Annotated in this window: 25 protein-coding genes, 13 tRNA genes and 1 rRNA gene; 31 read left to right on the top strand and 8 right to left on the bottom strand. The window is 38.6% G+C overall.

Annotation, left to right across the window (positions count from 1 at the left end; all coding sequences use genetic code 11):
* Positions 1 to 29 precede the first annotated feature (29 nt).
* The gene (locus P9E47_RS19095; RefSeq protein ID WP_326164375.1) at positions 30 to 899 is read right to left on the bottom strand and encodes a DMT family transporter; all 870 of its coding nucleotides are present in this window, start codon (positions 897 to 899) and stop codon (positions 30 to 32) included.
* Positions 900 to 1,057: 158 nt separating this feature from the next.
* Between P9E47_RS19095 and P9E47_RS19090 the strand changes: the two genes are divergently transcribed.
* The gene (locus P9E47_RS19090) at positions 1,058 to 2,563 is read left to right on the top strand and encodes a DEAD/DEAH box helicase (protein WP_003330358.1); all 1,506 of its coding nucleotides are present in this window, start codon (positions 1,058 to 1,060) and stop codon (positions 2,561 to 2,563) included.
* 58 nt (positions 2,564 to 2,621) lie between these two features.
* Here P9E47_RS19090 and P9E47_RS19085 read toward each other — a convergent pair whose 3' ends face one another.
* From P9E47_RS19085 to P9E47_RS19065, 5 genes are all read right to left on the bottom strand, one after another.
* The gene (locus P9E47_RS19085; protein WP_003330359.1) at positions 2,622 to 2,849 is read right to left on the bottom strand and encodes a hypothetical protein; all 228 of its coding nucleotides are present in this window, start codon (positions 2,847 to 2,849) and stop codon (positions 2,622 to 2,624) included.
* Complete coding sequence (locus P9E47_RS19080) at positions 2,846 to 4,045, bottom strand: Ger(x)C family spore germination protein (RefSeq protein ID WP_326164374.1); 1,200 nt, start codon at positions 4,043 to 4,045, stop codon at positions 2,846 to 2,848. The genes P9E47_RS19085 and P9E47_RS19080 overlap by 4 nt, the downstream gene beginning before the upstream one ends.
* A gap of 1 nt (position 4,046) precedes the next feature.
* Positions 4,047 to 5,147: a GerAB/ArcD/ProY family transporter gene (locus P9E47_RS19075; RefSeq protein WP_003330362.1), complete on the bottom strand. Its 1,101-nt coding sequence runs from the start codon at positions 5,145 to 5,147 to the stop codon at positions 4,047 to 4,049.
* A gap of 12 nt (positions 5,148 to 5,159) precedes the next feature.
* On the bottom strand, positions 5,160 to 6,728 hold the full coding sequence (locus P9E47_RS19070; RefSeq protein WP_003330363.1) for a spore germination protein: 1,569 nt from the start codon (positions 6,726 to 6,728) through the stop codon (positions 5,160 to 5,162).
* Positions 6,729 to 6,901: 173 nt separating this feature from the next.
* Positions 6,902 to 7,123 carry a hypothetical protein gene (locus tag P9E47_RS19065; RefSeq protein ID WP_326164373.1) on the bottom strand — a complete coding sequence of 74 codons (222 nt, stop codon included), beginning with the start codon at positions 7,121 to 7,123 and terminating at the stop codon, positions 6,902 to 6,904.
* 141 nt (positions 7,124 to 7,264) lie between these two features.
* On the opposite strand from P9E47_RS19065, the gene P9E47_RS19060 reads away from it, so the two are divergent.
* The 5 genes from P9E47_RS19060 (at position 7,265) to P9E47_RS19040 (ending at position 12,280) form a co-directional block, all read left to right on the top strand.
* The gene (locus tag P9E47_RS19060) at positions 7,265 to 9,001 is read left to right on the top strand and encodes a carboxypeptidase-like regulatory domain-containing protein (RefSeq protein ID WP_326164372.1); all 1,737 of its coding nucleotides are present in this window, start codon (positions 7,265 to 7,267) and stop codon (positions 8,999 to 9,001) included.
* Positions 9,002 to 9,305: 304 nt separating this feature from the next.
* On the top strand, positions 9,306 to 10,034 hold the full coding sequence (locus tag P9E47_RS19055) for an amino acid ABC transporter ATP-binding protein (RefSeq protein ID WP_003330366.1): 729 nt from the start codon (positions 9,306 to 9,308) through the stop codon (positions 10,032 to 10,034).
* A gap of 23 nt (positions 10,035 to 10,057) precedes the next feature.
* A complete protein-coding gene (locus P9E47_RS19050; RefSeq protein WP_326164371.1) occupies positions 10,058 to 10,897 on the top strand; it encodes a transporter substrate-binding domain-containing protein in 840 nt (279 codons plus the stop codon).
* Between the two features lie 67 nt (positions 10,898 to 10,964).
* Entirely contained in the window at positions 10,965 to 11,618 is a 654-nt protein-coding gene (locus P9E47_RS19045; protein WP_326164369.1) for an amino acid ABC transporter permease, read from the top strand.
* Positions 11,619 to 11,629: 11 nt separating this feature from the next.
* Positions 11,630 to 12,280, top strand: a complete 651-nt coding sequence (locus tag P9E47_RS19040; RefSeq protein WP_003330369.1) for an amino acid ABC transporter permease — start codon at positions 11,630 to 11,632, stop codon at positions 12,278 to 12,280.
* Positions 12,281 to 12,312: 32 nt separating this feature from the next.
* Here P9E47_RS19040 and P9E47_RS19035 read toward each other — a convergent pair whose 3' ends face one another.
* On the bottom strand, positions 12,313 to 12,909 hold the full coding sequence (locus P9E47_RS19035; RefSeq protein ID WP_003330370.1) for a rhomboid family intramembrane serine protease: 597 nt from the start codon (positions 12,907 to 12,909) through the stop codon (positions 12,313 to 12,315).
* A 106-nt stretch (positions 12,910 to 13,015) separates the two neighbouring features.
* On the opposite strand from P9E47_RS19035, the gene acpS reads away from it, so the two are divergent.
* The 10 genes from acpS to P9E47_RS18985 all read left to right on the top strand — a co-directional run bounded on the left by acpS (position 13,016) and on the right by P9E47_RS18985 (position 22,162).
* Positions 13,016 to 13,369: a holo-ACP synthase gene (acpS, locus tag P9E47_RS19030; RefSeq protein ID WP_326164368.1), complete on the top strand. Its 354-nt coding sequence runs from the start codon at positions 13,016 to 13,018 to the stop codon at positions 13,367 to 13,369.
* Between the two features lie 79 nt (positions 13,370 to 13,448).
* On the top strand, positions 13,449 to 14,963 hold the full coding sequence (locus P9E47_RS19025) for an NAD(P)H-hydrate dehydratase (RefSeq protein WP_326164366.1): 1,515 nt from the start codon (positions 13,449 to 13,451) through the stop codon (positions 14,961 to 14,963).
* Between the two features lie 52 nt (positions 14,964 to 15,015).
* Positions 15,016 to 16,023 carry a LolA family protein gene (locus P9E47_RS19020; RefSeq protein ID WP_326164364.1) on the top strand — a complete coding sequence of 336 codons (1,008 nt, stop codon included), beginning with the start codon at positions 15,016 to 15,018 and terminating at the stop codon, positions 16,021 to 16,023.
* 286 nt (positions 16,024 to 16,309) lie between these two features.
* A complete protein-coding gene (gene alr, locus P9E47_RS19015) occupies positions 16,310 to 17,443 on the top strand; it encodes an alanine racemase (RefSeq protein WP_326164363.1) in 1,134 nt (377 codons plus the stop codon).
* Positions 17,444 to 17,550: 107 nt separating this feature from the next.
* The gene (locus tag P9E47_RS19010) at positions 17,551 to 17,832 is read left to right on the top strand and encodes a CopG family ribbon-helix-helix protein (RefSeq protein ID WP_035195368.1); all 282 of its coding nucleotides are present in this window, start codon (positions 17,551 to 17,553) and stop codon (positions 17,830 to 17,832) included.
* A gap of 3 nt (positions 17,833 to 17,835) precedes the next feature.
* Positions 17,836 to 18,186, top strand: coding sequence for a type II toxin-antitoxin system endoribonuclease NdoA (gene ndoA, locus P9E47_RS19005; protein WP_003333492.1), 351 nt, complete (start codon positions 17,836 to 17,838; stop codon positions 18,184 to 18,186).
* A 219-nt stretch (positions 18,187 to 18,405) separates the two neighbouring features.
* Positions 18,406 to 18,732: an STAS domain-containing protein gene (locus P9E47_RS19000; RefSeq protein ID WP_003333491.1), complete on the top strand. Its 327-nt coding sequence runs from the start codon at positions 18,406 to 18,408 to the stop codon at positions 18,730 to 18,732.
* A 2-nt stretch (positions 18,733 to 18,734) separates the two neighbouring features.
* Positions 18,735 to 19,223: an anti-sigma B factor RsbW gene (gene rsbW / locus P9E47_RS18995; protein ID WP_003333490.1), complete on the top strand. Its 489-nt coding sequence runs from the start codon at positions 18,735 to 18,737 to the stop codon at positions 19,221 to 19,223.
* Positions 19,189 to 19,968, top strand: a complete 780-nt coding sequence (gene sigB, locus P9E47_RS18990) for an RNA polymerase sigma factor SigB (RefSeq protein ID WP_003333489.1) — start codon at positions 19,189 to 19,191, stop codon at positions 19,966 to 19,968. Before rsbW ends, sigB begins: the two co-directional genes overlap by 35 nt.
* 28 nt (positions 19,969 to 19,996) lie before the next feature.
* Positions 19,997 to 22,162, top strand: a complete 2,166-nt coding sequence (locus P9E47_RS18985; protein WP_003333487.1) for a Tex family protein — start codon at positions 19,997 to 19,999, stop codon at positions 22,160 to 22,162.
* Between the two features lie 16 nt (positions 22,163 to 22,178).
* On the opposite strand, the gene cmpA is transcribed toward P9E47_RS18985, so the two are convergent.
* A complete protein-coding gene (gene cmpA / locus P9E47_RS18980; protein WP_003333486.1) occupies positions 22,179 to 22,292 on the bottom strand; it encodes a cortex morphogenetic protein CmpA in 114 nt (37 codons plus the stop codon).
* Between the two features lie 140 nt (positions 22,293 to 22,432).
* Here cmpA and P9E47_RS18975 point away from each other — a divergent pair, with 140 nt between their 5' ends.
* The 15 genes from P9E47_RS18975 to P9E47_RS18905 form a co-directional block, all read left to right on the top strand.
* Positions 22,433 to 22,903: a SprT family protein gene (locus tag P9E47_RS18975; protein ID WP_003333485.1), complete on the top strand. Its 471-nt coding sequence runs from the start codon at positions 22,433 to 22,435 to the stop codon at positions 22,901 to 22,903.
* A 142-nt stretch (positions 22,904 to 23,045) separates the two neighbouring features.
* Positions 23,046 to 23,120, top strand: a tRNA-Asn gene (locus P9E47_RS18970).
* A gap of 2 nt (positions 23,121 to 23,122) precedes the next feature.
* Positions 23,123 to 23,213, top strand: a tRNA-Ser gene (locus tag P9E47_RS18965).
* Positions 23,214 to 23,218: 5 nt separating this feature from the next.
* A tRNA-Glu gene (locus tag P9E47_RS18960) sits at positions 23,219 to 23,293 on the top strand.
* 42 nt (positions 23,294 to 23,335) lie between these two features.
* Positions 23,336 to 23,411 (top strand) — tRNA-Val (locus tag P9E47_RS18955).
* A 128-nt stretch (positions 23,412 to 23,539) separates the two neighbouring features.
* Positions 23,540 to 23,615: transfer RNA gene (locus tag P9E47_RS18950), tRNA-Asp, on the top strand.
* Positions 23,616 to 23,632: 17 nt separating this feature from the next.
* Positions 23,633 to 23,707: transfer RNA gene (locus tag P9E47_RS18945), tRNA-Gln, on the top strand.
* Between the two features lie 8 nt (positions 23,708 to 23,715).
* Positions 23,716 to 23,791: transfer RNA gene (locus P9E47_RS18940), tRNA-Lys, on the top strand.
* A 5-nt stretch (positions 23,792 to 23,796) separates the two neighbouring features.
* Positions 23,797 to 23,880, top strand: a tRNA-Leu gene (locus P9E47_RS18935).
* Between the two features lie 77 nt (positions 23,881 to 23,957).
* Positions 23,958 to 24,043, top strand: a tRNA-Leu gene (locus P9E47_RS18930).
* 62 nt (positions 24,044 to 24,105) lie between these two features.
* A tRNA-Arg gene (locus P9E47_RS18925) sits at positions 24,106 to 24,182 on the top strand.
* 61 nt (positions 24,183 to 24,243) lie between these two features.
* Positions 24,244 to 24,320 (top strand) — tRNA-Pro (locus P9E47_RS18920).
* 17 nt (positions 24,321 to 24,337) lie between these two features.
* Positions 24,338 to 24,411: transfer RNA gene (locus tag P9E47_RS18915), tRNA-Gly, on the top strand.
* Positions 24,412 to 24,429: 18 nt separating this feature from the next.
* Positions 24,430 to 24,506 (top strand) — tRNA-Ile (locus P9E47_RS18910).
* Positions 24,507 to 24,615: 109 nt separating this feature from the next.
* Positions 24,616 to 24,726 (top strand): 16S ribosomal RNA (locus P9E47_RS18905); the annotation flags it as partial.

Genomic DNA, 24,726 nt, shown 5'->3' with positions numbered 1-24,726 from the left:
TTCTAACATCAGGATGGACTCTGCGATATTTATTTTTTGTTTTTCCATAAAAATAGAAATAAACCTGCCATTAAAATAAGACCACCTATCCATTGTGAGACGGTTAATACTTCATCTAATATGAAATAGGCTAAAATGGAAGCACCAACCGGTTCAAATAGAATACTCATGGAAATAATAGAAGTGCTTAGCCATTTAATCGCCCAATTAAATAATGTATGGCCTAAAAGAGTTGGTACGATAGCCAATAATAGAAAAACGACCCAATCTTGTTTAGAATAAGAAAACAAAGAATAACCAAGAATTAAATCATAAATAAGTAAAGTAATCGAGCTAATCAAGTAGACGACAAAAGTGTATGTAAATAATGAAAGTCGTTTACGTACTGTTTGGCCGAATAGGAAATAGGCTGTCACCATAACAGCTGCTATGATTGCAAGAAAATCACCCCATAATGCCATACCGCTAACCTTAAAGTCGCCCCAACTGATAATAAAGCTTCCCATTATAGCTAGTATTCCGCTTAAAAAAGCCCCTAAACTAATTTTTTCTTTATAAAAGAAATAGGTACCGATAAAGGCGAAAATAGGCTGGAGGGTAACAAGGACAACTGAACTTGCAACAGATGTATAATTTAAAGATTCAAACCAAAAAATAAAATGAAACGCTAGGAATACTCCTGCGATTATAGAATAGATCCAGTCCTTTTTTTCAATAAGACGGATTTCCCTCCAATACTTGGGCGTAAAAAAGGGCACCATCAAGAGGACTGTAAATAGTAACCGGTATGTTGCAATAATCGCAGCTGGTGCTGAAGAAAGTTTAACAAAAATGGCTGATGTGGATACAGCAACAGCCCCGATAAATAAGGCCAAATAGGGATTTGTTTTTGGGTTCAAGATAATCTCCTCTTTTTTTTAGATAATATTTCAATTCTATCATAGCGGTTATCTTATTTATATTTTGGAAGCATTCTTCATTTTGATTGCGAAGTCAGCTGGAATATGCTAAGATTAATAATTATGCCAAAAAGTAGAAATTAGGGAGTTTTGAATACATGACAATGTTTCATGAATTAGGAATAAGTGAAAAAATTATGAAATCAATCCAGGCAATGGGCTTTGAAGAGGCTACACCAATTCAATCTGAAACCATTCCTGTATCATTACAAGGAAAAGATGTTATCGGACAAGCACAGACTGGTACTGGAAAAACGGCTGCCTTTGGTATTCCGATGATTGAAAAAATCGACATTAAAAATACGTTTATTCAAGGGATCGTCGTTGCTCCAACCCGTGAATTAGCGATTCAAGTTGCTGAAGAGTTAAATAGAATTGGTCAATTCAAAGGTGTTAAAGCATTGCCAATCTATGGTGGTCAGGATATTAACCGCCAAATCCGTGCTTTAAAAAATAGACCGCAAATTATTGTTGGAACACCTGGTCGCTTAATGGACCATATGAACCGCAAAACCATTCGCCTGCAAAATATCCAAGTTGTGGTTTTGGATGAAGCAGATGAAATGTTAAACATGGGCTTTATTGAAGATATTGAGGCGATTCTTAAAGAAGTGCCGGAAGTACGTCAAACATTATTGTTCTCTGCGACAATGCCGGAACCAATCCGTAAAATTGCTGAGAACTTTATGAATGATCCAGTACAGATCAAAGTTAAAGCGAAAGAGATGACCGTTCCCAATATTGAACAGTACTATATTGAAATGCAGGAGAAAAAGAAATTCGATGTATTAACACGTTTGTTGGACATGGAATCTCCTGAGTTGGCGATTGTTTTTGGACGTACAAAACGTCGTGTTGACGAATTAAGTGAAGCATTGAATACAAGAGGATATGCTGCTGAAGGAATCCATGGCGATTTAACACAAGCAAAACGAAGTTCAGTTCTTAAAAAGTTTAAAGCTGGCACAATTGAAGTTCTTGTAGCAACGGACGTAGCTGCACGTGGACTTGATATTTCAGGCGTAACACATGTATACAACTTTGATATCCCACAGGATCCGGAAAGTTATGTTCACCGTATTGGACGTACAGGACGTGCTGGGAAGACAGGTCTAGCTTATACGTTTGTAACGCCAAGAGAAATTGGCCAATTGAAAAATATTGAGCGAACAACAAAGAGAAGTATGGAACGCAAACCAGTTCCTTCCATGGATGATGCATTAGAAGGACAAAAGCAGATTACTGCAGAAAAGATATTATATACTATTCAGAATGAGAATTTTTCATTCTATAAACATATGGCAGAGGAATTGCTTGACGAGCATGATTCAGTTACAGTAGTTGCTGCGGCTATTAAATTGTTAACGAAAGAACCGGATCAAACACCAGTTCAGTTAACAGCGGAAGCACCTGTTGTTGCGAAGGAACGAAAAGGGCGTGGTGGCGACAATCGTTCACGAGATAACCGCTCACGCGATAGCTATTCACGTGATAGCCGACGCCGTGAAGGTGGAGGTTCAAGAGGAAAAGGCGGCAACTTCGGGCGGAATAGCAGAGGGCGCAGTTCAAGCCCAAGCGCTAGCCGTAAAAAAACATTTAAATAATAATGAATATAAAAAATGCTAACCAGTGGGGTTAGCATTTTTTCTCTTTTTTTATTTTTCACTTTTCTATTAATTTTCCTAGTGGCTTAAAAATCTGATCTATAAGTTGAGTTGGTCCGGGCAATTCAGGAACAAACATCAGTAAGGTGGCAAGAATCCAGCCTAATAAAGACAACGAAATAAGGGCCGCCTTTTCTTTTTTATTATCCTTCTTAATTTTTGCCAATTGGAACATTACAATACAAATTATTAAAAAGCTGTACCCTAATAAAGCGCCCCATTTCACTCTTCTACCACCTCTTCTTCAGGAATCAAGGAAGGTCGAGTGACCATTCCCGGTCTACGGACAATGGCTCTTGTCTCAATTAAAACCTCCACCTGTGGAAATATTTCATCCCAATTTTCTTTATTTTTATTCCAAATATCAGGATAAGAGCGGTGAAAGGCATCGGAAAAACCGAATATGTCGGCGTTCATTTCCTTCTGAACTATAGCTAACGCTGAGTATACTCTGTTGTGAATATCCTTTTCCAGCTTGTGCTCGAGCATTTCTATTGTTTTCTGATCGGTTATATCTAAAACGGTCCCGTTATTTATAATGTCGACTTCTGTAGTTGCTTTAAGTGTAATTTTCCACCTTCCATTTTCGATGCTTGGTATTAGTTTAGTATAGGAATGAAGCAATACCATTGAAATGTATCCATCAACTATTCTGGGTTTTACAGTTACAACGGCTTGGCTTATTTCATTCCTAAGCCATAATACCCCTCTCGTTTGTGCTCCATCGATAGTTCCAACCATTTTCCCTTTTTTAAAAATAGCTGTTCCATTAATATAGGCAATGGTTTGGTTTTCCTCTGCTGGTGGTTGCGATTTTAAGACTTCGATCAAAGGCAAAGCAGATGCACCTGAATCACCTATAAACATCTGGGCTGCCTCCTTAATCGTGATCTCTATACCAGTCTTCAACATCGATAGCTCCCGTAATACCTCTGATAAATCCCGTTCCAATGGAGGAGTTAGTCTGAGTACTTTTTTGGCTGGATCTTTACTGACATAAATATGAGAACGGTCGCGTAACTGAGGGTGGCGTAATATAAAATCTAATTTGGGGCGAATATCCTCTCTAGCCAATTTCTCGTTTATAATAAATACTTCGGCATGTCCCCAAAATAATTGCCTTGGAAACAGTTGCTGGAGTTTAGACATTGCATCGGCAATCGTTACACCCTCAGCAGAACGAACTACTACTGGCTGCCCACCGCCACCGCTGCCACTTTCCCCCATTTGTTGGCTTCCGCCACCGGCTTTTGGAGTGTATACTTGGACGGTTAACTCCAGTTTTTCATCACTTTTTTTATCTAAACCTGCAGCTACAATAATGGCAAGATCATTAACTTCCTTTCGACCCCAACAGCCTGAAAGAAAGAGAACAATGCATATACATAAAAAAAGGATTTCTTGTCGTTTTAAGAACAACATATTAGGCCTCCTTTTTTTGTTCAAGCTTTTTCCGCAGCCAAGCTATACAAAGTAATAACATCGGAATTAGTCCTTGTACAAATATAAAATAAAAGGGTGCCGTTGTGGACAAGAAGTTGGTCAATATCCACAAATTGGGGGCAGACCACATTGAAAATACGATTAAAAGAAAACCAACCGGAAATACAATTGGCTGATAGGTAGAAAGCTTCAACCATTGAGCAATGCTAATTACATTAATATAATAAAATACTGATATTTTAATAAATGTTCCTGAAACCCATATAGCCATAACAATCGACTCAAGATGCTCAAGAAAATCTGCGATACTTACATAACGAACTGCTACCATTACGGGATAGGCAAACACACCTGTAAGTTCTCCAAATAGCATATATGTTACTAAATTGGACGACATTAATACAAAAATAACACTTATTACTGAAGCCAATCCATATTTAAGGCCCTTTTTTCGATCCTTCAAAAAGGGTAGTAAAAACGCAATAAGAAAAAATTCACTAAACCAGCCTTGGGGAACGATGGATCCGATTAAAGAAGGTGATATTCCGTTCTCCATAATTGGGAAAATATTTTTGATATCCAGATCCCTAATTAGTAAGACTAATACTATTATGAAAAGGAAGTATACGACTGGCAAAATGACTTCGGAGGATCTGCCAATCACCTCAATCCCGCCGTAAACAGCAAAAGCACAAACTAATACCATACTTCCCATTATAATAACCATCGGTGTTTCAGATAGAAACGTTCCGGTTACAAACTCACTGTATTCCCGTATTATAATTCCGTTGATATGCAAATAAAACAATACATAAATCAGCCCAAGTATTTTTCCAAAAAACGATCCGATAATATGTTCTGCATAATCAATAATACTTTCATTAGGATAGAGTTTATTTAAATTGAATGCTATAAAAATAACGGCCGATCCACAAATACCTGCCCATAGTGGAGATATCCATAAATCCTGTTTTGCGTGCTTTACCGTAATCGCTGGCACTAACAGGACTGCAGTAGCAACGATTGTTGGACTCATCATCACAGCCATTTGGAAAGCTGAAATTTTTCCTCTTTCAATCAATGTTTTCAACTCCTAATCAGGATCCTTAAAAGGCGCTGGCTTTTGGCCGGGTGGCTGACGATACTTGTTGTATTCCCCTGTTAAGTGGGGGCGAGATCTCATTGACCACCAAGGTGCCCTTATCAATACATCCTTAAGTTCACGACCTTTTATTGGACCTAGAGGTGCTAAATATGGAACACCGAATGAACGAATAGAACAAAGATGGACAATGATTGAAATTATCCCAAGCATAATTCCGAGCAAACCTAATGTTCCGGCCAATGTGATGATAGGAAATCTTAATAATCTGATGGCAATCGCGCTATTATAGCGCGGTATTGTAAAGGAGGCTATTCCTGTTACAGCCACGACCATTACCATTGGGGCAGAAACAAGCCCGGCAGATACTGCTGCTTGCCCAATTACAAGTGCGCCAACAATACTAACGGCTGAGCCGACTTGTTTTGGTAAGCGGATACCTGCTTCCCGAAGTGCTTCAAATGTTATTTCCATTAACAATACTTCGATGAGCGCCGGAAAGGGTACTTCCTCCCTTGATTTTGCGATACTCAGCAGCAATGAAGTAGGAACCATCTCTTGATGAAATGTAAGAATTGCCACATAAATAGCGGGGAGCAATAAAGCAATTAACAAAAAGCTATAACGCAACCAACGGATTAATGTGCTAACGAGAAAATGTTGATAATAATCCTCGGCGGATTGTAACAAAGAATAAAAAGTAATCGGGACGATTAGAGCGAAAGGAGTTCCGTCCACCAATATGGCGACACGACCCTCTAGAAGATTTGCAATCACAACATCAGGTCTTTCAGTATTTAAAACCTGAGGGAATGGTGAAAACGGAGAATCCTCGATAAACTCTTCAATATAGCCACTTTCAAGTACAGCATCAATATCTATCCGCTCTAGACGATTCCTAACTTCTTCAATTAAAGTAGAATCGGCAAGGTTATCAACATAGGTAATGATTACATTTGTTTTACTTTGAAGGCCAATTTTAAGAGATATCATCTTAAGACTAGGACTTTTAATCCTTCTTCTTAATAATGAGGTATTTACTGTTAAAGTTTCGGTAAATCCGTCCCGTGGACCGCGTATAACGGACTCAGCCGTTGGCTCTTCAATTGATCTTTTCTCCCATTTTGCCAGTCCTACAGAAAAGCCTGTTGCCTGATAATCTATTAATATAACCGGGTTACCAGAAGATATTTGCTCTATGACTTCATTAACCGTGCCTATTTTTTGTATACTGGAAACTGGCAACTTTCGTTCAAGCAACTCATTTAAAGTAAGAGAATGTTTATCGGTCAGCTCCATGAGTGGAGAGAGTACGCTCTTATCAATTTCTTCAATATTGGAAAGCCCGTCGATGTATATGAGCACGGCCTTTGTTTTACCATAAATCATAAAATGGCGAAATATCACATCTGAACAATTAGAATAGATTGATTGTAATGATTGTAGATTATCATTTATATTCCTTGAGAGAGACTTTTTCATGGGTTCGGAACCGCTATGATTTTTCGATTGTTCTTGAGTTGAAGTCTTAAATATACTTTTAAAATTAGTAAAATCCATATTAAATACCTCATATTACTTGGTAATTGGTTATACTATCCAACCAGCGTTTCCAATTTCGGGAGAGGATATACATATAACGATAAATATTTGCCGAATTTTGTCGATAGCGATAATGTAGTCTAACTAATATAAAAACCCCTTTCTCCTAAAACTGGAGAAAGGGGACAAAATTAACCTTTTGAGTAATATGAATTTAAGTTTTTTACAGTTGTTATTATTATTAAAATAGGTACTAAGCCTCCAAGTATCACCCAAGTTAGACCTAATCCATGGGCACCGTTGATATACATGACGGCACCACTGCTAATTCCTAGACATGCGAGAAAGAGAGCTGCCCAAACAATATATTTTTGACGCCGTTTCATTTTGAGATAAACATCGATGTGAAACATAAATATCACTCCTTTCATCTCCTTACAGATATTGTAAAACTATTAAAGGATTATTGATGTGAGTTATTCTTGGTTTTTTACGGTAATTATGAAACTTTATTGAACAATAAAATGTCTATACATATAGGGGGTGCGAATTTTGTGAAGAAAAAAATCAATATCATTCATTTTATATATATACTTGTCTTTCTTTTCGGTCTTTTACCTGTTGCGTCGATTTATTTACAGCCGCGGATTGAAATGGCTTCAATTGATAAGCAGCTTGAAGCAGGCAACGAACCGACAGCAAAGGATCAAATTAAATCCCTGCTTCAACAGAATATTTCCGATAAGAAAAAATGGGAGATCATTCAAAAGTATATGATTGATGGTGATTTAGCCCATCGTTTCGATGTTTATATTGGACCTTCCATCACAACTTGGCCAAATCCAGACAATCCAAATGTGTTTACGGCAGAAGAGGCTATTCCGTATTTAGAAGAATATATAGAGGATGGTCCGGTTGATGGTTATATGCAGTCAGCTGCCAAGCAGTTGGCCATATACTACCAACAGCAGGGCAATTCTGAAAAGGCGGATCAAATTTTAGTAAAAGCATCAGTAAGGGCGATATCATTTTCAGAGGATTATTACGTGACAGAGATTTTTATAAAAAGGGTTCAATTAGCGTTGGAGACAAATAATTTTTCGAAAGCCGAGTCGATCATCGAGGAACTGAAAGAACAGGCAAAGCAGAATAACACAACAAATGCGGATCTTCAAACGATTATCCCGTTGCTTGAGATTGAAAAATTGCTACATGAAGGAAAATTCATTCAAGCCCATGAAAAGCTAAACCAAGATGTAGTTACGCTTAAGAAACAGTGGAACGAGGAAAACGAAAAGTACCGAGAAATGGCCGAACAGGCAGGCCAACAACCGCCTGAGGATCTGCAATTTGAAAACGGTGTATTTGCTAGTGAGTTACTATCGATCAAACATCAACTAGAACAAGCTATCAAACTGAGAAACACAAATTTAGCGTCAATTGAGGGGAGAATTACTAAATCAAACGGTATGCCTATGTCAGGTGTTGGTGTGTTTTTACGGGATGAAGCATCTGTCAATATGTCGGTGGGTCGTGATGAAAGGCATCAAACGTTGACAGACGAAAATGGCTTTTATCAGATGACCGGTGTTATTCCGGGTAAGTATCAGATCCATCTTGGGTTAACACAGGCGCAGGTTGACGGTTGGGCTTGGGCAATGCCGAAAGATCAATGGATTGATATAACGGGAGATAGAAAGATTACGTATAATATAAAGTTCAATCCTTTAATAGAAATCCATGAACCAGTTAATTATAAAGAAATTCGTTCAAAAGAAGTCCGTTTTAAATGGGAAAAGGTTAGCGATGCAGATTACTACGATTTAAATCTTTGTTTAGAGTTTGATAATGGGTCAACTTGCTCTTCCGTTGAAACAAATATTAAACAAAACGAATTTACTATTCCGTTCGAGGAGTTATATGACAAAAAAACTGGCATAATGTTTTCAGGAGATGGCTCGCAAATTGAAACGGTAGAACCTGGGAGTTTATTAGGATTTGCAAATAGTAACGGGGAGTTTTCTTGGTATGTTAGGGCATATGATAAAGATGACTCAGTGATCACGCAAAGTAACGGTTATACTTTAAACAAGCGCTTATTAGATAAAGCACCGATATTCTACTTAAAAGAGCGCGAATTGACAAAGGCAGACCAATTGCTATTAGAACGTAAAATACCGGAAGCATTTGAGCTATATAAGCAAACTGTAAAAGAGAACCCCAACGATACGCACAGCCAGCGTATGGTTACAAGATTAAGTGAATTTGTGAAAGATATTGAGGGTAAATAGGAAGTCTCACAAAAACGTAACAAATAAAGCATCCTGTTAATAATAACGGGATGCTTTTCTTAAAATAATGGGTGTCCATCTGGTGCTCTAACTGAAGGGGGGTGAATTGCCTCTATTATCTTTATTATAGTGTTTAATTAATAATCTCTAGATTAATTATATTCATACTATTTCTTATATTAGAAAAGTTTTTATAGACAATTGTGGGTAATGAGGATATAATACTAATATATAAAAGATTAGGAATACTTTTAAAAAAATAAATTTGTATACATATTGGTGTCAGACTGGAAAGGGGAATGGCATGATTTCTTTTGAAAACGTTAACAAGTACTATGGGGATTTTCATGTATTAAAAGATATTAATCTCTCAATAAAAGAGGGAGAGGTTGTTGTAATCATTGGGCCATCAGGCTCTGGAAAAAGTACTTTACTGAGATGTATTAATAGGCTAGAAACCATTACAGACGGAAATTTTACCGTAAATAATATCTCAGTCAATGACAAGAAAACAGATATTAACAAACTTCGACGAAATATTGGTATGGTATTCCAGCACTTTAATCTCTATCCGCATAAAACGGTTTTAGAAAATATTACTCTAGCACCAATCAATGTTTTAAAGCAGTCAGCAGAAGAGGCAAAAAAGACTGCGATGTATTACTTAGAAAAAGTAGGTATTCCCGACAAAGCGTCTTCTTATCCTTCACAGCTTTCTGGTGGACAACAACAACGTGTAGCTATTGCTAGGGGACTTGCAATGCAACCGAAAATTATGCTTTTTGATGAACCTACATCGGCTCTTGATCCCGAGATGGTAGGAGAAGTTTTGGATGTAATGAAAGCGCTGGCAAAAGAAGGCATGACAATGGCTGTTGTTACTCACGAAATGGGATTTGCAAAAGAAGTGGGAGATCGAATTGTATTTATGGATCAAGGCAAGATTTTAGAAGAGGCAAAACCGGCAGAGTTTTTTGCGAACCCGAGGGAAGAGCGGGCGCGATTATTTCTCAGCCGTGTATTAAATCACTAAACAAAAAGGGAGAGGGTCTCAAAATGAAAAAACTAATTTTATTAACAGTAGTAGCTCTTATGTCAGTATTGCTGCTAGCAGCTTGTGGTTCTGGTGCAAGCAAGGAGGTAGCAACAACGGGTGAGTCGAAGGAAGGAAACGCAGAGCAAAGGGTAAGCGGCATCCTTGACACGATTAAACAACGTGACAAAATCGTTTTTGGTGTAAAACATGATACTAAGTTATTTGGTTTGAAAGATCCAGCTACAGGAGAAGTAGCAGGCTTTGATATCGATATTGCAAGGCAAATTGCTAAAGAAATTCTTGGTGATGAAAATAAAGCAGAATTTGTAGAAGTAACTTCAAAAACAAGAATACCTTTATTGAATAAAGGTGACATTGATGCAATTGTTGCAACGATGACAATTACAGAAGAACGTAAAAAAGAAGTTGATTTTTCAAATGTATATTTTGAAGCAGGGCAATCACTCCTTGTGAAAAAAGGAAGTCCTGTACAAAGTATTGAAGATCTAACAAAAGATACACCAGTACTAGCTGTAAAAGGATCTACATCTACTATTAATATCCGTAATGCAGCTCCAGATGCACCGGTATTAGAATTTGAAAACTACGCAGAAGCATTTACTGCACTAAAAGCAGGGCAAGGTGTAGCATTGACGACAGATAACGCAATTCTTTTAGGAATGGCTTCTGAAGATAATTCTTTTGAATTAGTTGGAGGAACATTTACAGACGAGCCGTATGGAATTGCAGTGAAGAAGGGGAATACAGAATTAGTAGATGCAATCAACGGTGTTCTTGATACGCTTAAATCAAATGGTGAATACGATGCTATTTATAAGAAATGGTTTGATTTACAATAACTAAATTTTTCTAATCGGGATGGGCAGTAAATGCTCATCCTAATTAATTTAAAGTGGGGTGAAATAGATGTTAGATTTCTCAATTGTAGTAAACTATTTTGATATGTTTATGGATGGCTTTATCGTTACGATAATGGCTAGTATTGTAGCGTTGATTGCTAGCTTTATACTTGGAGCAATTATTGCAGTAATGAGAATTACACCAATTGCACCACTTCGATGGTTTGGAACAGCTTACACGGAGTTTTTTCGGAATATACCGTTGGTAATTATCGCCTTTTTCTTTTATATAGGAACTCCAGTCCTTGGGATAAGGTTTTCAGGGATTACTGCAGGGACGATAGCGCTTTCGATTTATACATCATCTTTTATTGCCGAGGCCATTCGCTCTGGCATCTTGTCCGTTCCAAAAGGACAAATGGAGGCGGCGAGATCTTCAGGTTTAAATTACCTTCAAACAATGAGGTTAATCATACTACCTCAAGCAATAAAAATTGTGATCCCGCCAATTGGTAACCAATTTGTTAACTTAGTAAAAAATTCATCAATTTTGGCTCTGATTGCAGGTGCTGACCTAATGTACCAAGCAGATCTTATTTCAGCAAGAACCTATATTGTTTTTGATGTATACATATTTGTTGCATTATTTTATTTAGTTCTAACTGTACCATTGAGTATGGGTGTAGGGTACCTTGAGAAACGCCTTACAAATAGTCGCTAGGAGGTGTCATAATGGATTTTATAGGTGCATATTCTCCGGAAAATTTGAAGTTTTTGCTTGAAGGATTTTATGTTACACTTTACGTTTCACTCTTTTCTATTATCTTTAGTTTTATATTTGGTGGGTTATTAGGTACTTTGAGGTATGCAAAAATCCCGGTTATTTCCAAAGTTGTAACGGTTATTATTGAAACCATTCGAAATTTACCGCTTCTTCTTATCATATTATTTACGTACTTTGCCTTGCCTGAAATTGGAATTAATCTAAGCATTACAGTTTCCGCTATTATTGCGTTGACTGTTTTCGAATCAGCCATGCTTGCTGAAATCGTCAGAGGTGGGTTAAATTCAGTTGAAAAGGGGCAAATGGAGGCAGCTCGGTCATCTGGTTTATCATATATTCAAGCATTGAGGCTCGTTATTCTCCCTCAAGCACTTCGTAGAATGGTACCTAATATCGTTAGTCAATTCATATCACTGTTAAAAGATACATCGCTTGCAGTCATTATTGCGCTTCCAGAACTACTTCATCATGCAAAAATTATTCAAGCTCAACAAGTAAGTTATGTAATCCCGATCTTTATTATTATTGCTATCATGTACTTCGTAGTAAATTATGCTTTATCTTTAATTGCTCGAAGACTCGAGCTTAAAAATGCATAGAAATAATAAACAAAACATAAAAAAGCATCCCGTTAATAATAACGAGATGCTTTTCTTAATACGATTGGTGCTAAGGCTGCCCCGCCGATCAATCCGAAAATATGGGCATAAATATTAATGTCCGATCTGAAAAAGGTCATCACCATGCCGATGACTAATATCGAAATAATAATCTGCGAGTTCATGCGGTCAATTAAATCTTTGCGATAGATGACCATGTACAGATACACTCCGAAAAGACCAAAGATGGCACTGGAAGAACCGAGATGATAATAATTAATCGGTGCGACGAAATAAGTGCCGATATTGGCCAAAACACCGCTTAATAAATAGGTAATTATAAATATAGGTTTGCCTAACATTCTTTCAAGGGCGGGGCCAAAGATGGCTAATGAAAAAGAATTAAAAAGCATATGGCCAAAGCTGCTATGAAGAAAGATTGGCGTTAAAAGCCTCCAATATTCACCGTTATACACATCGTAATTGGACCCAATTCCAAGGTAGAGTAGCTGCTGTCCACCGGGTAACATTGAAAAAACAAACCATAGTAATATATGAATGATGATAATTCCGGTTACAATTGGATAATGCCGGGTAAAAGAACGGAAATTTTCATGGCGGATAAACATTCGCGATACTCCTTTGTTATACTTTATTTATTACTAGCCTTAATGGACATACATATACCCATTATATGGCGTCTTCCTATTAATTAGAAGAAAGGGAACTTGGATTATGATAAAAGGGATCGGTATAGATATTGTCGAACTAAATAGAGTGCGGACAATTCAGCAAAGACAACCGAAATTTTCAAAACGAATATTAACAGAAAATGAAATGAAAATATTCGAAGTATTATCCAAAAGCCGACAAATAGAATTTTTAGCAGGTAGATTTTCGGCTAAAGAAGCTTATGCAAAAGCAAAGGGGACAGGCTTTGGTGAATCTTTAAGTTTTCTCGATATTGAAATTTTACCAGATCCGCTCGGAAAACCGGAAATAAAAACAAAAGAAAAAGAAATTGTACATTTGTCCATATCTCATTCAAGGGAATATGCCGTTGCACAGGTAATCATCGAGGAAATATAGAAAAAAAGTTGCTTGTCAGGGCTAGTCTGCATATTACGTAACTTTGTCTCATATATATTTAGTGCGGTTAGGAGGGAACATGTTGCAAGTAGTGACTGCAAATGAAATGTATGAAATTGACCGCTTTACAATGGGTGAAATAGGTCTACCAGGTGTGCTGTTAATGGAGAATGCCGGCCAGGCCTTTGTTCAAAAGGCATTAAATTATTTGAATCAAGGCCAGAAAATAGCGGTGTTGATTGGTACCGGTAATAATGGTGGAGATGGTTTTGTAATTGCAAGAATGTTAAAAAGCTTAGGGTTCCAAGTTGATGCTTATCTACTAGTGGAAGAGGGGGAAGTGAAGGGGGATGCATTGTTTCATTTTAACGTCTTTCGCAACTCAGGTTATGAGATCATGCCTCTTTGTGATTTGAATGCTTTGCGACTCTATGACGTTATTCTTGATGCAATGCTTGGGATTGGGATTAAGGGAGAGATTAAATCACCTTATCGCGAGATTGTTACAGCTTGTAATGAGCTAAATAATTTTAAAATCGCTGTAGATATACCAAGTGGTGTACCTGCAGATGGTTCGCAACCTTTTAATCTAGCATTTAAGGCTGATGTTACAATCACGCTCCAGCATCCTAAGTTGAGTGCTTTTACCTATCCGACCCGAGAGTATTATGGCATGCTTGAAGTGGTTCCAATTGGGATTCCACCGAAAGCAACACAAGCTATTGTAAAGCTTGATCGTAAGTGCTGGACGGAAAACGAAGTTCATCAAACGTTAACAAACCGGTCACCATCTTCACATAAAGGCACACATGGGAAGGGCTTAGTAATTGGGGGTTCATTACCTATGACAGGGGCACCTGTTATGACAACGAGGGCTGTCCTTCGAGCTGGCGGGGGTCTTACTACATTGGCTATACCAGATGCCATTCATTCCATTGTTGCAAGTCAAATTGTTGAGGCGATGTTTTCACCGTGGAAGGCAGTTAATGGTCATTTCAGTGGTGAATTAGGAACGGATGTCTCACGGTTTGACGCTGTTGCGTTCGGTCCTGGTGTAGGTCGAGAAAATGGCGGTGAAAAGATCCTTTCAACTTTACTTGACAATGTGAAGGCACCGCTTATAGTCGATGCAGATGGGTTGTTTTATCTTGCAAAGCTCAAAGAAAAGTTGAAACAAAGGTCATACCCGACAATTATTACTCCACATACCGGTGAATTTGCACGGCTAACTGGTCATTTACCAACAGAGATTGAAAATGACCGATTTGAATTATCGCGGCAGTTCGCTATCGAATATGGAGTCTATATTGTGCTAAAAGGACCTTATTCTATTGTAACTACCCCAACAGGTTCGCAATTTGTGAACACGAGTGGAAATGCAGCTCTTGCAAAAGGCGGAACCGGTGATGTTCTTACTGGTATTATTTTAGCCTTTGTCATGAACCATTCCAATTTACAGGAAGCTGTCAGTAATGCTGTTTTTGCCCATGGAAAAGCGGCTGATGTGTTAGTGGAGGGTAATCACTCGATGCGAGATGTCCTTGCAACTGATGTGATTAATGCACTGCCATCTGTATTTCGTACATTTCATTAAAGCATATTCACGTTCCCTTCTTTGTCCGAAACGAGACAAAGGGGTTGAAGATATGAAGAAAGGATTTTCACTATTATTTTTAGGACTATTACTCATCATCGGATTAACAGCGTGCGGGGCAAAGAGCCAGGAAGATGTTAAGAAAGCTTTAAATAAACAAATGGAGGAAATGACAGGCTATAAAGCAAATGCGACATTAACTTTACAAACTGGTAATGAGCCGCAAAATTATAACATCGATATTTGGCGTAATAAACCTGATTTCTATCGAGTTCATTTAAAGAGTGACAATAAAGACCAAAGTCAGATGATTCTTCGGAATGATGAAGGTGTGTTTGTCATAACACCTGCATTAAATAAGAGCTTCAAATTCCAAAGTGACTGGCCGGAAAATACAAGTCAGGCCTATTTATATGAATCATTAGTTCGTGATATTTTAGATGATAAAGATGCTAAATTTACTGCAACTGATAGTCAGTATATTTTTGAAACAAAAACAAACTATCAAAATAATAAGACGCTTCCCACGCAAGAGATTACAATTAATAAAAAGGATTTAACACCTGCAATGGTAAAGGTGTTGGATCAAGATCGTCAGCCGCTTGTTCAAGTGGAGTTTGCAGGGTTCGAATTTAATCCAAAATTCGATGCTAATGCCTTTGATTTAGAGAAGAATAAAACAGGCGCCGAGATGGATACACCAACAATGGCACAGCCGACTAATGCAAAATTAATGGTGCTATACCCTGAAAATACGCCTGAAATGGAATTGATTGAAGAAAAGAAAGTGACCACTGAAAGCGGCGAACGAATTGTATTAACATATGCAGGCGAAAAGTCATTTACCCTATATGAAGAAGTAGCTTCTGTTTTACCTGCAAGTACACCTATCTTAGTGGATGGGGAGCCGATTGATTTAGGATTTACAATAGGAACATTAACAGAAAATGCAGTTTCTTGGTCTTATGATGGCGTTGATTTCTATTTAGCTTCTGAAGATTTATCTCAAGCTGAAATGGCTGAAATTGCACGCTCTGTCCAAGGTCAAGCGATAAAATAACATGGCAATGGCAGACCCAATTCGAGAGTGTTTGGCAATACATCTTGGCCAAACACTTTGGGTCGCCTTTTTTATGTCTAGCGCAAGTAGCCAGGCGACTCGTAAACTTCGCCCACCTCCCTACGATAAGTCAACATCGGCTCTCAGGTTCGCCGTGTTTCCTTTATCTCAGTCGATGGGCGCAAGTCTTATACGTCGCTGAACTAGCTTTAAGCTTTTCGTATTGACAATTCATCTGTAAGGGTTACAATCTAAGGAAACATTGTTTTTATTGGGGGCAAAATCGGTGGAAACGCCATTTTATCGCGATACTTGGGTAGAGGTAGATTTAAATTGTATATATAAAAATGTTCAAAACACGAAAAGATATCTCGCCGATGGAGTAGATATTATTGCTGTTGTGAAGGCGAATGGATATGGTCATGGGGCTTACGCGGTTGCACAAACAGCTTTGGCAGCAGGTGCCAATGCGTTGGCTGTTGCTTTATTAGACGAAGCGCTTGAACTTCGACAAAAGGGAATCGAAGCACCGATTCTCATTTTGGGTTGGACTCGACCTGAAGATGTCCAAGTAGCAGCAAAACATCATATTACACTCACTGTTTTTCAAATGGAGTGGCTAATGTCTGCACTTCGATTTTTAAAATCAAATCAAACAATCGATTTTCATTTAAAAGTTGATACAGGGATGGGCAGGATTGGGATTAAAGAGCAGCATGAAGCGGATGAGATCATGGATTTTATTTTAGAAAACCCGCAATTTAAAATGACTGGTGTTTATACTCATTTTGCAACTGCTGATGAGCTGGACTTAACGTATTTTGAAAAACAATATCATCGTTTTATTACAAGTTTAGGCTGGTTACAGGATAGAAACATACAGGTGAAAACGGTCCATTGCGCTAACAGCGCAACCGCCCTAAGGTTTCCGAATCTGAATAATGCATTTAATGCGGTGAGGTTAGGTATCTCTATGTATGGATTATCACCGTCACCGGATATCAAGGATCAACTGCCGTTTCCGCTTAAAGAAGCTTTTTCATTAAAAAGCAAAATTGTCCATGTAAAACAATTAGTAGCTGGGGAGCGAGTAAGCTACGGAGGAACGTATGAAATAATTGAAAATGAATGGATAGGAACGGTTCCAATTGGATATGCTGATGGATGGATACGTAAGTTAAAATCTTCCGAGGTGCTCGTTAACGGTGAACGATGTCCAATTGTTGGACGGATTTGCATGGATCAGCTTATGATAAGCTTACCGGAGCAAGTTCCCGCTGGTACAGAGGTTGTATTAATTGGAAAACAGAACAGTGAAGAAATACACATTGATGAGATTGCAAAAATATTAGATACTATCAATTATGAAGTTCCTTGTATGATCTCATCCAGAGTTCCAAGAATTTATATGAAAATGTAATCGTAATGTAATTGAAAATTGCTTTGCATTCGAACTTATACAATGGTATTATTAATTTGGTGAAAAATTGATTTTTTTAATTGGTGTGTAGTTGATGGTGGAGGTGTATGTTTGTGTCTGAAAGTACACAAGAAATTTTAATTCGATTACCGCAAGCACTCATTAATGAAGTTGACGGTTTTCTGAAACAGGAAGAGAGTAATCGAAACGAATTTATTTACCAAGCAACAAAAATGTACCTCAGAGAGCGTAGAAAGCGACAAATCCGTGAAGCAATGAGACGCGGTTATATGGAAATGGCCAAAATTAATCTAAATATTGCGTCTGAAGCCTTTCTTGCTGAGGAGGAAGCGGACCACACCTTAGGGCGCTTAGTTAGCGGGGTGTAATCATTGAATGTGAAACGTGGCGACGTTTATTTTGCTGACCTTTCTCCTGTAGTCGGCTCTGAACAAGGTGGCGTTCGCCCAGTACTTGTAATCCAAAACGATATTGGAAATAGATTCAGTCCTACGGTTATTGTTGCAGCTATTACTGCTCAAATTCAAAAAGCAAAGCTGCCAACACATGTGGAAATTGATGCAAAAAAATATGGTTTTGAACGTGACTCTGTTATTTTACTAGAGCAAATACGAACAATTGATAAACAAAGGCTTACGGATAAAATTACGGCTCTTGATGAAAGTATGATGAGTAAAGTTGATGATGCTTTACAAATCAGTTTAGGTCTTATTGACTTTTAAAATAATTTTTAAGCTAAGGTTGCTTCTTTTAATAGTAGCAACTTTTTTTATTTGCACGGAATTTACATCGCTTTCGGATATTGATTGAAAGGTTGTTTGAAAAATGAAATAATATAAAAAGATGCATTTTCATTATGGGCTTTCATAGTTTAAAATCCCGATATGGAGGGTATAGTGCTCTAGCGGGTAATACCAAAATTGAATAGGAGGTAATATCAATTGAACTTAAAAATTGATATTGAAGAGTCGCAAAATGGCCGGGTAGTGAAATTAGCTGGTGAGGTTGATGTGTATACAGCTCCTATGCTTCGTGATGCTATTATTCCGTTAACAGTTGAAAATGATTCAAATTTAATTGTCGACATGACTAAAGTCAGTTATATGGACAGTACTGGTTTAGGGGTTTTTATTGGCGCTTTTAAATCAAGCCATCAATATAGGAGTACATTAAAACTAATAGGGGTAACAGAAAAAATAGAACGCCTATTCCAAATTACTGGTCTTTCGGAAATTATCGACATTGACACTAAGCCTAGAGGTGAATAATTATGAAAGAACCAAATGAGTACATAGAAATGAGAGTGCCTGCTAAGCCTGAATATGTTGGTGTTATTCGCTTAACTGCATCGGGAATTGCTAATCGAATGGGTTTCTCTTTTGAAGACATAGATGATATTAAGGTTGCCATTTCTGAGGCGACTACAAATGCTGTTGACCATGCTTACGGAGAACACGAAAATGGCGAGGTTGCATTAAGATTTGTCATTTATGCAGACCGATTAGAAGTTATCGTGGCGGATAATGGAAAAAGCTTTAATTTTAAAGAAAGCACCTATAAAACTGAGCCTTATAATAAGTCGTCAGCAATTGAGGAAATGAGGGAAGGTGGATTAGGGCTTTTTTTAATGAAGGCACTAATGGATGAAGTATCCATTAATAACGAATCAGGTGGTGTTGTAATTGTTATGACAAAACACCTAACTAGAGATGAGGTGGGACATAGTGGCGACACAATCTCAACCTCCGAATCAAAATAACGATGTGTATGAATGGATTACGGCCTTTCAAGAGGGAACGGATCCCGACGTTCAAATAAAAATTGTGGACCAATATAAAAATTTGGTGGAGTCGCTTGCCCGAAAGTTTTCGAGGGGAAGAGGGCTGCATGAGGATATAGTTCAAGTTGGAATGATTGGATTATTAGCAGCGATCCGTAGGTATGATCCGGTTTACGGAAAAAGCTTTGAATCTTTTGCGGTCCCAACCATTATAGGTGAAATTAAAAGATTCATTCGCGACAAAACTTGGAGCGTTCATGTCCCTAGACGTATAAAAGAACTTGGACCTAGAATTAAAAAAGCTGCAGATATTCTAACAAACGAGTATCAACGGTCACCTAAAGTGGCAGAAATTGCAGGCTTTCTTGAAGTATCAGAAGAAGAAGTGCTTGAAACAATGGAAATTAGCAGAAGCTATCATGCGCTTTCTATAGATTCTCAAATTGATACAGATGCTGAGGGCAGCAAAGTTACGATATTGGATATGATTGCGGTCAATGAAGACGGTTATAATGAAATTGACCGTACAATGTTAATTGAAAGGGCATTTGTAGTTCTGAACGAGCGGGAAAGGGAAATATTAAATTATACTTTTTACCAAAATCTGAGCCAGAAAGAAGCGGGAGAAAAAGTGGGAATCTCCCAGATGCATGTATCCCGTATCCAAAGACGCGCATTGAAAAAGTTAAAAGAAGCGCTCCAGGTAGATACGCTTGAATTATGAAGGAAGTATATAGATAGGTGGCGGACAAATGAGTAATCGCAAGGAAACGATCATTAAGAATATTGCAAAGGAATTAAATATACAACCTAAGCAAGTGCATAATGTTATTACGTTAATTGAGGAAGGAAATACGGTTCCCTTCATTGCTCGTTATCGAAAAGAAAGAACGAACGGCTTGGATGAAGTTCAAATTCGTTCAATCACGGAAAAATGGGAATATGCTCAAAATCTCGAAAAAAGAAAAGACGAGGTTATCCGCTTAATTGAAGAGCAGGGTAAATTAACAGAAGAGCTGAAGAAAAATATTGAGAATGCGGACAAGCTTCAGCAGGTTGAAGACTTGTATTTACCGTATAAGAAAAAACGTCGTACAAAAGCTACAATTGCTAAGGAAAAAGGGTTGGAACCTTTGGCTGAGTGGTTGTTCGGATTACCGACAGAAGGCGATGTTTTTGAAAAGGCAAAAGAATTTATCAGTAAAGAGCATGAAGTTGCTTCATTAGACGATGCTCTCCAAGGTGCCCGAGATATTATCGCTGAATACATATCGGATACCGCTGCATTTAGGGAGTGGATCCGAAATGAAACATTTAAAAAAGGTATCCTTAAATCAAACGTAAAAGATGAAGAGAAAGATGAAAAGAAAGTGTATGAGATGTACTACGAATATGAAGAATCAATTCATAAGGTAGTGCCCCATCGTATACTTGCGTTAAACCGTGGTGAGAAGGAAGAAATCCTGAAAGTAGGAATTGAGCCTCCTGTAGAAAATGTTCTATTTTATTTAAATAAACAAGTAATTAAAGAGATTGAGACTGTTGCTAAAGAGCAGCTTGTCGTTTCAATTGAGGATGCCTATAAACGCTTGATTCAGCCATCAATAGAGCGGGAAATTCGCAACAACTTAACGGAGAAGGCGGAAGATCAGGCCATTCATATTTTTGCTGAGAATTTAAGAAATCTTCTACTTCAACCGCCATTGAAAGGGAAAATGGTGTTGGGAGTTGACCCAGCATACAGAACAGGCTGTAAATTGGCAATCGTTGATGAAACCGGGAAAATGTTATTGATTGACGTTGTATACCCGCACCCGCCTAAGGCAAAGCCGGAGGAAGCTAAGCAGAAGGTTTTATCTTTATTAAAAGAGTATCCGATTGAAATCGTAGCGATCGGTAATGGTACGGCATCGCGTGAAACAGAGCAGTTTATTGTTGATTTATTAAAAGAAGTAGATCGTGAAATATATTATGTAATCGTAAATGAGGCAGGGGCTAGTGTATATTCGGCGTCGGATTTGGCTCGTGAGGAGTTTCCTGATCTCCATGTCGAAGAGAGAAGTGCGGTTTCAATTGCACGGAGATTGCAGGACCCGTTAGCGGAATTAGTAAAAATTGATCCAAAATCAATTGGTGTAGGTCAATATCAGCATGATGTTTCACAAAAGAAGCTAAGCGAGTCGTTAACATTCATTGTTGAAACTGTCGTTAACCAGGTAGGAGTTAATGTGAATACGGCTTCGATATCGTTGCTGCAATATGTATCGGGTTTAAGTAAATCTGTTGCAACCAATATTGTGAAGCAGCGAGATTCAGAAGGTAAATTTATTAACCGTGATCAATTGAAATCAATCCCACGTTTAGGTGCGAAAACATACGAGCAATGTATTGGGTTTTTAAGAATTATTGACGGCGACCATCCGCTTGATCGTACATCAATCCATCCGGAAAGCTATGAGGAGACAAAGCAATTGCTTAACAGAGCAGGTTGTACGCTTGATGACCTCGGATCAGAGAAGCTTAATAATGCTATAAAAGAATTAAATGTAAAAGAAGTAGCTTTGGAACTTACTATAGGAGAACCTACACTTAGAGATATCATTGATGCATTAATCCGCCCTGAGCGTGATCCAAGGGATGAAGTTACCAAACCATTATTGAAGAAAGATATCCTAAAGCTTGAAGATCTTCAAAAAGGGATGGAGCTTGAAGGAACAGTTCGTAACGTTGTTGACTTCGGGGCGTTTATTGATATCGGGGTAAAACAGGATGGGCTTGTTCATATTTCAAAATTAAGTAAGCAATTTGTGAAACATCCTATGGATATCGTATCGGTTGGCGATGTTGTAACAGTTTGGGTTGATGATGTAGATCAGAAGAAAGGGCGCGTCGCTTTAACGATGCTTCCTCCACAATAATTTAAAAAGCACTGACTTATGAGCAGTGCTTTTTTCTGTAAAAAAACCAGCATTGGTTTAATAATTTAATTTGATAGCTGTTTTTATCATGATAAGCTTGCATTAGTTGCTTTACTAACCAATAAGGCATCATAAGGAACACACCTCCCAAAATCTGATGGAATGGGTCTTGGCGTACTTAGGTATTACTTAGTGTATGCAAGATAATGTTTAATGTGCAGTCCTTTTTCAAGTAATATGAGACTTTTATGGTAAACGGAGTAATGTGATATGAATCAAAATCAATTACAAATCCTATGTGAGCAGTTGTCGATTGAACTTTTTGACAAACAATTTCTTCATACTGTTCGTTTTAATAATAGGTTGAGAACAACTGGTGGTCGGTATCTATTAAGATCACATGATATTGAAATAAATCCGAAATATTATAACGAACAAGGAACAGAAGCGGTAATAGATATCCTAAAGCATGAATTATGCCATTACCATCTTCATATTGAAGGGAGGGGGTATCAACATAAAGATCAAGACTTTAAGTCGTTGTTAAAAAAGGTAGGCGGCCCTAGGTTTTGTAAGCCGCTTTCAACATCAAAAAAAAGAAAGCAATTAATAAAATATATATATGAGTGCAACGTTTGTAAACAAACGTATAAGCGTAAAAGAAGGATGGATACGGTGCGTTATGTTTGTGGAAGATGCAGAGGAAAACTTTCCTTAAAAGAAAATGTAAATCATAGTTGACGATGAAAAATAGGATGTGTTATATTAAATAAGCCGTCGGAAGACGAGCATAGAAATGAATGAAAAGGTTAAAAAATATTGATTCATTTTCTTGACAACAATAAAATATTATTGTACAATATATAACGTTGTCACTAAATATTCCACAGTAGCTCAGTGGTAGAGCTATCGGCTGTTAACCGATCGGTCGCAGGTTCGAATCCTGCCTGTGGAGCCAGTGGAGAAGTACTCAAGTGGCTGAAGAGGCGCCCCTGCTAAGGGTGTAGGTCGGGTAACCGGCGCGAGGGTTCAAATCCCTCCTTCTCCGCCAGCTGTGGCCCGTTGGTCAAGCGGTTAAGACACCGCCCTTTCACGGCGGTAACACGGGTTCGAATCCCGTACGGGTCACCAACCTTTTTGTGAATAATATTACTTTTATTAGAAAATAATAATGGAGGATTAGCTCAGCTGGGAGAGCACCTGCCTTACAAGCAGGGGGTCGGCGGTTCGATCCCGTCATCCTCCACCATGAAAATTATGAGCTGTTGATGTTAATGTGTACCCTAGACTTTAGAGAAGCGAGAAGGTCTAGGAGGTGAAGGTTCGAGGAACGGAGCGAAACTGACGCAGAGATTCGAAGCTTATATAAAGTATAGAGGTCCCGTGGTGTAGCGGTTAACATGCCTGCCTGTCACGCAGGAGATCGCCGGTTCGATCCCGGTCGGGACCGCCATTTGAATTAAATATTATTGGGCTATAGCCAAGCGGTAAGGCAACGGACTTTGACTCCGTCATTCACTGGTTCGAATCCAGTTAGCCCAGCCATTTTATATGAGCCATTAGCTCAGTCGGTAGAGCATCTGACTTTTAATCAGAGGGTCGCAGGTTCGAATCCTGCATGGCTCACCATTTATGCGGGTGTGGCGGAATTGGCAGACGCACTAGACTTAGGATCTAGCGCCTTTGGCGTGGGGGTTCGACTCCCTTCACCCGCACCATCTCAAAATAATATAAATTTTAAAACCTTAAGAGTCGCTGTCTATTCAGTGTCTTTTGTTTTCTTTATGGTAAGAATGCGGTCGTGGCGGAATGGCAGACGCGCTAGGTTGAGGGCCTAGTGGGGGCAACCCCGTGGAGGTTCAAGTCCTCTCGGCCGCACCAATAAATTACCACTTGATAGATTAAAGTAAATATGATATATTAATAGAGTCGCCTTAAGTAGTGCGCCCGTAGCTCAATTGGATAGAGCGTCTGACTACGGATCAGAAGGTTATGGGTTCGACTCCTGTCGGGCGCGCCATTTCAAACGATCTTCCATTCGTCCTGTGACGAACATGGAAGTCAGAACATCTGTTCAAGTTCGGGAAGTAGCTCAGCTTGGTAGAGCACTTGGTTTGGGACCAAGGGGTCGCAGGTTCGAATCCTGTCTTCCCGACCATTTAAAAAACAATATATGCGGGTGTAGTTTAATGGTAAAACTTCAGCCTTCCAAGCTGATGTCGTGGGTTCGATTCCCATCACCCGCTCCATTTTAATGTGAGCAAATTGGGCCTGTAGCTCAGCTGGTTAGAGCGCACGCCTGATAAGCGTGAGGTCGATGGTTCAAGTCCATTCAGGCCCACCATCAAAGTGTTAAATGATCTTTGAAAACTAAACAAAATGTCAAGCGTGCAAACAAGTTGAATCTAAGAATTCGACAAACAAGTCAGTATTAATTTTGAGCAATCAAACACTTTTCGGAGAGTTTGATCCTGGCTCAGGACGAACGCTGGCGGCGTGCCTAATACATGCAAGTCGAGCGGATGATAAAGGAGCTTGCTCCTTTTGATTCAGCGGCGGACGGG

It is taken from the genome of Schinkia azotoformans, assembly GCF_035811335.1.
GTDB classification, from domain to species: domain Bacteria; phylum Bacillota; class Bacilli; order Bacillales; family Bacillaceae_J; genus Schinkia; species Schinkia azotoformans.
This window is presented reverse-complemented; position numbering and strand designations above follow the sequence as displayed.